Source organism: Stenotrophomonas sp. 107298_Sma, assembly GCF_056480345.1.
Genome location: NZ_CM151094.1, coordinates 1,868,967 through 1,878,710 on the forward strand (window position 1 = coordinate 1,868,967; position 9,744 = coordinate 1,878,710).

The following is a 9,744-nucleotide window of genomic DNA, read 5'->3' on the forward strand; positions in this document are numbered from 1 at the left end:
CCCATCTTCAGCACCATGGATACCGACAGCTCCCGTTTCGACAACCGCCTGCTGCATACCCTGCCAGGCGACCCCGAATCCGGCCCACGCCGCCGCGAAGTGCTGGGCGCCGCCTGGTCGCCAGTGATGCCGACCCCGGTGACGGCGCCCACGCTGCTGGCCTGGGCGCCGGACGTCGCCGCGATGCTTGGCTTCGATACCGCTGAGGTCGAGAGCGAAGGCTTCGCGCAGGTGTTTGGCGGCAATGCACTGTACGCCGGCATGCAGCCATGGGCAGCCAACTACGGTGGCCATCAGTTTGGTCACTGGGCCGGTCAGCTCGGCGATGGGCGTGCGATCTCGCTGGGTGAACTGGTCGCGCCGGATGGCCGCCACTGGGAGCTGCAGCTGAAGGGGGCCGGCCCGACGCCGTACTCACGCGGTGCCGATGGGCGCGCAGTGCTGCGCTCATCCATCCGCGAATTCCTGTGCAGCGAGGCGATGCATCATCTGGGTGTGCCGACCACGCGCGCGCTGTCGCTGGTTGGTACCGGCGACGACGTGGTGCGCGACATGTTCTATGACGGCCATCCACGTGCCGAGCCGGGTGCCATCGTATGCCGGGTGTCGCCGTCGTTCCTGCGCTTTGGTTCCTTCGAGCTTCCGGCGTCGCGCGGGGAAACCGCGTTGCTGCAGCAGCTGGTCGATGCCTGCATCGCCCGCGATTTCCCTGAACTCCAAGGGCAGGGTGAGGCACTGTACGGCGACTGGTTCGCGCAGATCGCGGTGCGCACCGCCGAGATGATCGCGCACTGGATGCGCGTCGGCTTCGTGCATGGCGTGATGAACACTGACAACCTGTCCGTGCTCGGCCTCACACTCGATTACGGCCCCTACGGATGGGTCGAGGACTTCGACCCGGACTGGACGCCGAACACCACCGACGCGCAGGGCCGCCGCTACCGTTTCGGCACCCAGCCGCAGGTGGCGTACTGGAACCTGAGCCGATTGGCGCAGGCGCTGTCTCCGCTGTTCGGCGATGTCGCACCGCTACAAGCGGGCTTGGCGGCGTATCAGACCACCTTCGTGGCCTGCACGCGTCGCGATGCTGCCGCCAAGCTCGGACTGGCCGCGGCCGATGATGACGACCTGCAGCTCTTCCTGCGCTGGCAGCAGCTGATGCAGGACGGTGCCATGGACATGACACTGGCTTGGCGTGCGCTGATGCGTATCGATCCGACGGCACCGGATGCGGCGCTGCTGGACGAGGTGTACTACGACGAGGCGCGCCAGCAGGCGGTGCAGGTACCGTTGCAGCAGTGGCTGCAGGACTACACGGCGCGGTTGCAGGCCGATCCGCTGTCGGCCAGCGAGCGCACGGCGAAGATGACCGCGGCCAATCCGCTGTACGTGCTGCGCAACTGGCTGGCCCAGGAGGCCATCGACCGCGCAGAGCAGGGCGACCTCGGCGGCGTTCATGCGTTGCAGGACGTACTGCGCGATCCATACACCGAGCGTGCCGGCCTGGAACACTTCGCCGGCAAGCGCCCGGCCTGGGCCGACAACCGCGCAGGCTGCTCGATGCTGTCCTGCAGTTCCTGAGGGTGGGTTTCGGCAGGGCTGCGCCCTGCACCCGCAGAGGCCAGGTCAACAGCCAGAGCAAAAGCGGATTCCGTGGTTTGGCGGGGCGGTGTCGGATTGCGGGGACGCCGCAAGTACGTCCGTGTAGGCTTGGCAGCCGCATCCATGCGGCTGACACCCCGCAATCCGACACCGCCCCACCTCCGACAGATTTCGCGCTGCTGCGGGTAGGTGTCGACCTTGGTCGACACGGTAGATCCACGCCATGCGTGGATGCTCTTCGTTCAATTCTCGAAATATTCGATTTCGATAGAGATTCATCCACGCATGGCGTGGATCTACGACAGATCGCGGAAATCTGTCGAAGGCGGGGTGGGTCCGGTTGCGGGGGCGTGAGCCGCATGGATGCGGCGACCGAGCTTACATGGACGTACTTGCAGCGCCCCCCGCAACCGGACCCACCCCGCCATCCCTCGGAATGCGGCTTTTGCTTTCGCTTTTGCTTGCGCGGTGGCCTCTGCAGGTGCCGGGCGCAGCCCGGCCGATACCCCTCAACAGGCAGGCGGCGCCCGGAACGGGTACCCTATGCCGCCATCAGATAGCCAATGTGACATGACCGACGCCATCGTCGCTCCGCAGTGGGCCTCCCGCCTGCGCGACATCGCCGACTTCCCCAAGCCCGGCATCCTGTTCAAGGACATCATGCCGCTGCTCGCCCATGGCGAGGACTTCCGCGGTGCTGTCACTGCCATGGCTGATCGCTGGCGCGACCAGAAGCTGGACGCGGTGGTCGGCATCGAATCGCGTGGTTTCATCCTCGGCGCCGCGATGGCGCTGGAACTGGGCGTCGGCTTCGTGCCGGTGCGCAAGCCGGGCAAGCTGCCGGGCCAGGTGCTGCGCGAGGAATACACGCTGGAATATCGCAGCGACTGCATCGAAGTGCACGCCGATGCGCTGCCGGCCGGTGCCCGCGTGGCGATCATCGACGACGTGCTGGCCACCGGTGGCACGCTGGTCGCGGCGCTGTCGCTGGTGCGCCGCCTGGACGTTGATGTGGTCGGTGCCGGCGTACTGGTCGAGCTCGACGGCCTCGGCGGCCGCGCGCGCTGGGAAACGGACCTGCCGCTGTACACCGAACTGGTGTTCTGATTAGAGGGTAGGTGCCAACCAAGGTTGGCATCTACCAGAGCGAATGGCCGGGAGCCGGTAGTTGCCAACCTTGGTTGGCAGCGCTTTTCGCGACTGGCGCCATGGACGGGCCAACCAAGGTTGGCCGCTACCAGGTCAGATCGTTGCCAACGTGGTTGGCAACGCTGCTTCAATCACATCATCCGAACGCGGAAACGACGGCCCTTGATCTTGCCGGCTTCCAGCTTCGCCACGGCCTTGTTGGCCTGCTCACGCGCGATCGCCACATAGGAGCGGGTCGGGAAGATCGCAATCTTGCCGATGAACTTGCTCGACAGGCCGGCGTCGCCGGTCAGTGCACCGAGGATGTCGCCCGGGCGCAGCTTGTCGGTCTTGCCGCCGTCGATACGCAGCGTACGCATCGCTGCCTGCGGCAGCTCGGCCGGGCGTGAAGTCGCCAGCGGCGTCTTCTGCCAGTCCAACGGCTGACCCATCTGCGCTTCAATGGCTTCGGCGCGGGTCTTCTCGCGGCCGGCCACCAGGCTGATCGCCAGGCCACTGGCACCGGCACGGCCGGTACGGCCCACGCGGTGCTGGTAGCTCTCAACGTCGGTCGGCAGCTCGTAGTTGATCACCGCCGCCAGCTCTTCCACGTCCAGGCCGCGTGCGGCCACGTCGCTGGCCACCAGCACGTTGCAGCTGCGGTTGGCCAGCAACAACAAGACTTCCTCGCGGTCGCGCTGCTCCATGTCGCCGTGCAGGGCCAGTGCGGAGAACCCGAACTGCTGCAGCGAGTTGGCCACTTCGTCCACGTCCTTGCGGGTGTTGCAGAACACCACCGCCGATTCCGGCGTGTACTTCAGCAGCAGGCCGGCAAGCGCCTTCTGGCGATGTGCCGGTTCCACCTCGCAGAACATGTGGCGGATGGCCGGTGCCTGGTCGGCGCCTTCCACGGTCACTTCCACTGCCTCGCGCAGCAGGTCACGCGCCATGGTGCGGATGCTGTCCGGGAAGGTGGCCGAGAACAGCAGGCTCTGGCGGTCCTTGTGGGTCCGGCCGGCGATCTCGCGGATCGGCTCCTCGAAGCCCATGTCGAGCATGCGGTCGGCTTCATCCAGCACCAGCGTGCGCACCGCGCCCAGATTCAGCGCGCGCTTGCGTGCCAGCTCCTGCACACGGCCAGGCGTGCCGACCACCACGTGCGGGTCGTGGCCTTCCAGCGAAGCCAGCTGCGGACCCAGCGGCACACCGCCGACCAGCAGCAGCAGCTTCAGGTTGGGGATGCCGGTGGCCAGCTTGCGGATCTGCTTGCCGACCTGGTCGGCCAGTTCGCGGGTCGGGCACAGCACCAGCGCCTGTACGCGGATCAGGCTGGGGTCGATCGCCTGCAGCAGGCCCAGGCCGAAGGCGGCGGTCTTGCCGCTGCCGGTCGGCGCCTGTGCGATCACATCGCGGCCATCGAGGATGGCCGGCAGGCTCTGCGCCTGCACGGGGGTGAGGGTGGTGTAGCCGAGGGCATCCAGGCCGGGCTGCAGGGCCGGGCTCAGCGGCAGGGTCGAGAAGTCAGTCATGGCGCATTGTACCCGTCTGCGCGGCCGCTCCCGCCTAATGGAGGGGTCGGATCCCTTTCCGCAGGAAAGGGCTCTGACCCCCAATTGGAGCCGCCATCCACGCATGGCGTGGATCTACTGGTGGGTGCCGACCTCGGTCGGCACGGGCCTGCTCAGCCCAGCACCGCCAGCACGCCCTGATGGATCGCCAGCCCGCCGAACAGCAGCCAGGCGAACAGGATCAGCGCCAGCAGCAGCGGCTTCAGGCCTGCCTGGCGCAGCGCCGAGACGTGGGTGGTCAGGCCCAGCGCGGCCATCGCCATCGCCAGCAGGACCGTGTCCAACTGCACCAGCGCGGCCTGCAGGCCGGCCGGCAGCAGATGCAGCGAGTTGAACCCGGCCACCGCCACGAAACCGAAGGCGAACCACGGCACCACGATGCGCGCCTTGCTGCCGTCGGCGCTGGCCTTGCCGCCACGCGCCAGCCACAGCGACAGCGCCACCAGGAACGGTGCCAGCAGCATCACCCGCACCATCTTGGTGATCACCGCGGTATCGGCCGCCGCTTCGTTGACCGCGCGGCCAGCCGCCACTACCTGTGCCACTTCATGCACCGTCGCACCGGTGAACAGGCCGTACTGCTGCGCGTCCATCGCCAGCCAGCCGTGCGACTGCACCAGCGCATACAGGGCGGGATACAGGAACATCGCCAGCGTGCCGAACACCACCACTGTCGACACCGCCACCGTGACCTGCGCAGCACGGCCGCGCACCACCGGTTCGGCGGCCATCACCGCCGCCGCGCCGCAGATCGCGCTGCCGGCACCGATCAGCATCGCCGCCTCGCGTTCCATCTTGAACACGCGCATGCCCAGCCAGCAGGCCAGTCCGAAGGTGCTGGCGACCACCAGCACGTCCATCAGCACGCCAGTGACGCCAACATGGCCGATGTCCTGGAAGGTCAGGCGCAGGCCGTACAGCACGATGCCGGCGCGCAGCAGCCAGTGCTTGGAGAAGCCGACACCGGCCGCACTGCTCGGTGCCAACCGCGGGTACAACGTGTTGCCGACCACGATGCCGGCGACGATGGCCACGGTCAGCGCACTCAGCCCGTGCGCCTGCAGCCAGGGCAGCTCGGCCAGATACAGTGACGCCGCCGCGATCAGGCCCACCAGCAGCAGGCCGGGCAGACGCGGTTGCCAGCGTTGGCGCAGGGCGGGCAGGGACCAGGGGGAGAGAGCGGGGGCGTTCATGGCAAGGGTAGGGCTGGAGTGATGGGGCAAGCGTGCGCCCCAGACGATGACCTGTAAAACGAATAATATGGGTGAAACCTACCCATCAAGGAGGTAAGCGCCATGCGTCTGACCTTGCGCCAGTTGCAGGTCTTCGTCGCCATCGCCGACCACGGCAGCACCACTGCTGCCGGCCAGGCCATTGCGCTTTCGCAATCGGCCAGCAGCGCCGCCCTGCAGGAGCTGGAGGCGCACTTCGGCACGCCGTTGTTCGACCGCATCGGCCGCCGCTTGGCCCTGAACGGCCACGGCCGCGCACTGCTGGAGCCGGCGCGCACGCTACTGGTCAACGCCGCCGATCTGGAGCGGCAGCTGGCTGCCGGCGGCGACCCGTCGCAGGGTGCACCGCTGCGGCTGGTGCTGGCCGCCAGTACCACCATCGGCAACTACCTGCTGCCGCCGCGCATCGCCGAACTGCTGCGCCAGGCGCCGCAGGCCGAAGTCGACCTGCGTATCGACAACAGTGCCGGCGTGGTCGCTGCCGTGCAGCGCCTGGATGTGGACGCCGGCCTGATCGAAGGCCCGTGCCATGAGCGCGGCCTGCAGGTCACCGCTTGGCAGCAGGACCCGCTGGTGATCGTGGCCGCCGCCGACGTTGCCGCGCGCTGGTCGCTGGATGAACTGCGCCGCGCCCGCTGGTTGCTGCGCGAACCGGGCTCCGGCACCCGCGAAGCGGTGGAGCAGGCCTTGTTGCCGCACCTGCGCGGCTTCGCCCAGACCCTGCAGCTGGGCAATACCGAAGCGATCAAGCAAGCCGCCATCGCCGGGCTGGGTCTGGCCTGTCTTTCGCGTCATGCGCTGGAAGAGCCGCTGGCCCTCGGCCGCCTGCGCGTGCTCGAGACTCCGCTGCCTGCCCTGCAGCGCACCCTGTGGCTGGTACGTCACCCCGGCAAGCAATGGCTGCCGGGGTTGCAGGCGTTGCTGGGGGAGGTGGGGTAAGCCATCAGATTCCCAGTCGATTCCATCCATCGACACTTCTTGTAGTGCTCATCCACGCATGGCGTAGATCTACCGTGTCGACCAAGGTCGACACCCACCAGAGCAGAATACCGTCCCGCCTCCCACAGGAAACCAGCTTCTGCCGTTGCCGTTGAGGTTGCCGGCCAGCGGCCGGCACTACCGCGGGTGCCGGGTGCAACCCGACCGACGCCCCCAACCGGTACAATGGCCGGATGCCTCTGATTACCCTACAGAACGTCGACTTCAGCGTCGGCGGCCCGTTGTTGCTGGAAAAGGCCGAACTGTCGATCGAGCCGGGCGAACGCATCGCCCTGATCGGCCGCAACGGCGCCGGCAAATCCACCCTGCTCAAGCTGCTGTCCGGCGACCACAAGCCCGATGACGGAGAAGTGCGTGTGCAGCAGGGCGTGCGCGTCACCCGCCTGGAGCAGGAAGTGCCGCATGGCGCCGCCGGCTCGGTATTCGACGTCGTCGCCGACGGCCTCGGCGAACTGGGCCAGTGGCTGGCCGAATTCCACCACCTCAGCCATGCCGAGGTGTTCGATGGCGAAGCGCTCGGCAACGTGCAGGCCAAGATCGACGCCGCCAACGGCTGGGGCCTGGACCAGCGCGTCAGCGAAACCCTGACCAAGCTCGATCTGGATGGCGAGGCCGAGTTCGGCCGCCTGTCCGGCGGCATGAAGCGCCGCGTGCTGCTGGCTCGTGCGCTGGTGTCCAGCCCGGATGTGTTGCTGCTGGACGAACCGACCAACCACCTCGACATCGAAGCCATCGATTGGCTCGAAGCGTTCCTCAAGGGCTGGAGCGGCAGCGTGGTGTTCGTCACCCATGACCGCCGCTTCCTGCGTGCGCTGGCCACCCGCATCGTCGAGATCGACCGCGGCCAGGTCACCAGCTGGCCCGGCGACTGGGCCAACTACGAGCGCCGCCGCGAGGAACGCCTCAACGCGCAGGCGCAGGAAAACGCCCGCTTCGACAAGCTGCTGGCACAGGAAGAAGTCTGGATCCGCCAGGGCATCAAGGCCCGCCGCACCCGCGACGAAGGCCGCGTGCGCCGCCTGAAGGCGATGCGCAACGAGCGCTCCGCGCGCCGCGACCTCAGTGGCAACGTCAAGATGGAAGCGGCCCAGGGCGTCAGCTCGGGCAAGAAGGTCATCGACGTCAAGGACATTTCGTTCGCCTTCGGCGAGCGCACCATGGTCCGTGACTTCAGCACCACCATCCTGCGTGGTGACCGCATCGGCCTGATCGGCCCCAACGGCAGCGGCAAGACCACGCTGCTGAAGCTACTGCTGGGCGAACTGCAGCCGCAGAAGGGTGAAGTCAATCCCGGCACCAACCTGCAGATCGCCTATTTCGACCAGTACCGTGCGGTGCTGCGCGAAGACTGGAGCGCCATCGAGAACGTGGCCGAGGGCCGTGATTTCCTCGAGTTCAACGGCAAGCGCAAGCATGTGCATGCCTACCTGCAGGACTTCATGTTCACGCCGGAGCGCGCGCGTGCGCCGATCACCCGCCTGTCTGGCGGTGAGCGCAACCGCCTGCTGCTGGCCAAGCTATTCGCGCAGCCCTCCAACCTGCTGGTGATGGACGAACCGACCAACGACCTCGACGTGGAAACCCTGGAGTTGCTGGAAGAGCTGCTGGGCGAGTACACCGGCACGCTGCTGCTGGTCAGCCATGACCGTGACTTCATTGACAACGTGGTGACCTCCACGCTGGTGATGGAAGGCGACGGCGTGATCGGTGAGTACGTGGGTGGCTACAGCGACTGGCAGCGGTACGCCAGCAGCATTGCCGCCGCGCCGACGGCGGTGGCTGCCGCCAAGCCGGCCGCCGCCGCACCTGCTGCAGCGGCCGCTACGCCGGCAGCGCCCAAGCGCAAGCTGGCCTACAAGGAAGCGCGCGAGCTGGAGCAGCTGCCGAAGACCATCGAGAAGCTGGAGGGCGACGTCGAAGGGCTGACCTCGGCGATGAACGACCCGTCGTTCTACACCCGCAGCAGCGCTGAAGTGACCGCGCACACCCAGCAGCTGGCCAAGGTGCAGGCCGAGCTGGATGCGGCCTACGCGCGCTGGGAAGAGCTGGAAGGCTGAGTATCGGTCGGCGCCAGCGGTTGCGCCGATCGATGTAGAGCCGAGCCCACGCTCGGCTCAGTAGATCCACGCCATGCGTGGATATCCGGACCCGTGCGGACCAACGGTCCGCACCCACCAATCAACGGTCCGTGCGGACCAAGGTCCGCACCCACCGGGGCGCCGGCGGTCATTTGACCCCGTGCAGATCCCGCAGCTGGCTCGGCCGGCTGCCGAAGTACGCCGCCAGATCGGCAATGTCCTGATCGCTCAGGTCCTTCGCTTGTGGCGTCATCAGCGCATGCTGGCGGTCACCGGCGCGGTAGGCCTGCAGCGCATGCGCCAGGTAGTCACCGTACTGCCCACCCAGCTTCGGATAGGTCGCATCGATCGGCGCGTTGCCGTCGGCGCCGTGGCAGTCGATGCAGCTCTGGTTGGTGGCCTTGCCCTTCACCTTGGCGCGGGCCTCGCCGGCGGCCTCGCGGCCCGGCGGCAGGCCGGCGGAGGATGAAGAACCGTGTTCGCCGCTGGCATGGCCCGGGTCGGCGGCGGATTTCTCGCTGTTTTCCACCTGCGACTGTGAACAGGCGGCCAGCAGCAGGGCAACGGACAGGGCGATGGCGTGACGCATCGGATGCGCGGCTTTCGACATGGGCGGGCCTTACTTGACGGTGGACAGGTAAACAGAGAGATCGGCGATCTCCTGTTCGCTGAAACTCATCGACTGCGCCTGCATCGTCGGATGCCTGCGCTTGCCCTGCCGGTACTCGGTCAGGGCCTGGGCCAGGTACTGCTGGGTCTGGCCGCCGATTTTCGGCACCCGGTAGCTGGGGTAGGCGTTCTTGTAGCCGGTGATGCCGTGGCACCCCTGGCAGGTATAGGCCAGTACCCGGCCATTGTCGAAATTGCCGGTGGGAGCGGTGGCCTGCGGCGTGGCGACGGGCGCCGGAGCCGGAGCGGGTGTGGCAGGAGCAGGAGCGGGCTGTGCGGCGGCCCCGAGGGGCAGGAGGACGGCCAGAGCGAGACAAGCGGCGAGCGGCTGCGGGCGCATGGTGTCGTTTCCGGGGATTCGGGTCTGGTCGTTCCGGCGTGGGGTACGGAACGACCCGAGTATAGCCTCAGGTTTCATCTAGCTGAAATGGGGGGGCGGGCCGACCAGCGGCACGAAGGCACCATGAC

General features: G+C 67.5%; 8 protein-coding genes. 4 read left to right on the forward strand and 4 right to left on the reverse strand.

Annotation, left to right across the window (positions count from 1 at the left end; genetic code table 11):
* Positions 1-15: 15 nt before the first annotated feature.
* Together ACZK2G_RS08830 and ACZK2G_RS08835 are read left to right on the forward strand one after the other, a co-directional pair.
* The gene (locus ACZK2G_RS08830) at positions 16-1,581 is read left to right on the forward strand and encodes a protein adenylyltransferase SelO (RefSeq protein WP_136640063.1); all 1,566 of its coding nucleotides are present in this window, start codon (positions 16-18) and stop codon (positions 1,579-1,581) included.
* A gap of 591 nt (positions 1,582-2,172) precedes the next feature.
* A complete protein-coding gene (locus ACZK2G_RS08835) occupies positions 2,173-2,709 on the forward strand; it encodes an adenine phosphoribosyltransferase (protein WP_136640089.1) in 537 nt (178 codons plus the stop codon).
* Between the two features lie 173 nt (positions 2,710-2,882).
* Here ACZK2G_RS08835 and dbpA read toward each other — a convergent pair whose 3' ends face one another.
* Both dbpA and ACZK2G_RS08845 read right to left on the reverse strand, forming a co-directional pair.
* A complete protein-coding gene (gene dbpA / locus ACZK2G_RS08840) occupies positions 2,883-4,259 on the reverse strand; it encodes an ATP-dependent RNA helicase DbpA (RefSeq protein WP_136640090.1) in 1,377 nt (458 codons plus the stop codon).
* Between the two features lie 152 nt (positions 4,260-4,411).
* On the reverse strand, positions 4,412-5,491 hold the full coding sequence (locus ACZK2G_RS08845; RefSeq protein WP_478475254.1) for a YeiH family protein: 1,080 nt from the start codon (positions 5,489-5,491) through the stop codon (positions 4,412-4,414).
* Between the two features lie 102 nt (positions 5,492-5,593).
* Here ACZK2G_RS08845 and ACZK2G_RS08850 point away from each other — a divergent pair, with 102 nt between their 5' ends.
* Both ACZK2G_RS08850 and ACZK2G_RS08855 read left to right on the forward strand, forming a co-directional pair.
* On the forward strand, positions 5,594-6,469 hold the full coding sequence (locus ACZK2G_RS08850; RefSeq protein ID WP_136639472.1) for a LysR family transcriptional regulator: 876 nt from the start codon (positions 5,594-5,596) through the stop codon (positions 6,467-6,469).
* 233 nt (positions 6,470-6,702) lie between these two features.
* On the forward strand, positions 6,703-8,586 hold the full coding sequence (locus ACZK2G_RS08855) for an ATP-binding cassette domain-containing protein (protein WP_046983818.1): 1,884 nt from the start codon (positions 6,703-6,705) through the stop codon (positions 8,584-8,586).
* A 169-nt stretch (positions 8,587-8,755) separates the two neighbouring features.
* On the opposite strand, the gene ACZK2G_RS08860 is transcribed toward ACZK2G_RS08855, so the two are convergent.
* Entirely contained in the window at positions 8,756-9,217 is a 462-nt protein-coding gene (locus ACZK2G_RS08860; RefSeq protein WP_032128319.1) for a c-type cytochrome, read from the reverse strand.
* A 9-nt stretch (positions 9,218-9,226) separates the two neighbouring features.
* Positions 9,227-9,616 (reverse strand): c-type cytochrome, encoded by a 390-nt coding sequence (locus tag ACZK2G_RS08865; RefSeq protein WP_478475258.1) that lies wholly within the window; start codon positions 9,614-9,616, stop codon positions 9,227-9,229.
* Positions 9,617-9,744 lie beyond the last annotated feature (128 nt).

Coding starts and splice junctions, on each gene's coding strand:
- ACZK2G_RS08830 (WP_136640063.1), top strand. CDS start 16: ATGGATACCGACAGCTCCCGTTTCGACAACCGCCTGCTGCATACCCTG.
- ACZK2G_RS08835 (WP_136640089.1), top strand. CDS start 2,173: ATGACCGACGCCATCGTCGCTCCGCAGTGGGCCTCCCGCCTGCGCGAC.
- ACZK2G_RS08860 (WP_032128319.1), bottom strand. CDS start 9,217: ATGTCGAAAGCCGCGCATCCGATGCGTCACGCCATCGCCCTGTCCGTT.
- ACZK2G_RS08865 (WP_478475258.1), bottom strand. CDS start 9,616: ATGCGCCCGCAGCCGCTCGCCGCTTGTCTCGCTCTGGCCGTCCTCCTG.
- ACZK2G_RS08850 (WP_136639472.1), top strand. CDS start 5,594: ATGCGTCTGACCTTGCGCCAGTTGCAGGTCTTCGTCGCCATCGCCGAC.
- ACZK2G_RS08855 (WP_046983818.1), top strand. CDS start 6,703: ATGCCTCTGATTACCCTACAGAACGTCGACTTCAGCGTCGGCGGCCCG.
- ACZK2G_RS08845 (WP_478475254.1), bottom strand. CDS start 5,491: ATGAACGCCCCCGCTCTCTCCCCCTGGTCCCTGCCCGCCCTGCGCCAA.
- dbpA (WP_136640090.1), bottom strand. CDS start 4,259: ATGACTGACTTCTCGACCCTGCCGCTGAGCCCGGCCCTGCAGCCCGGC.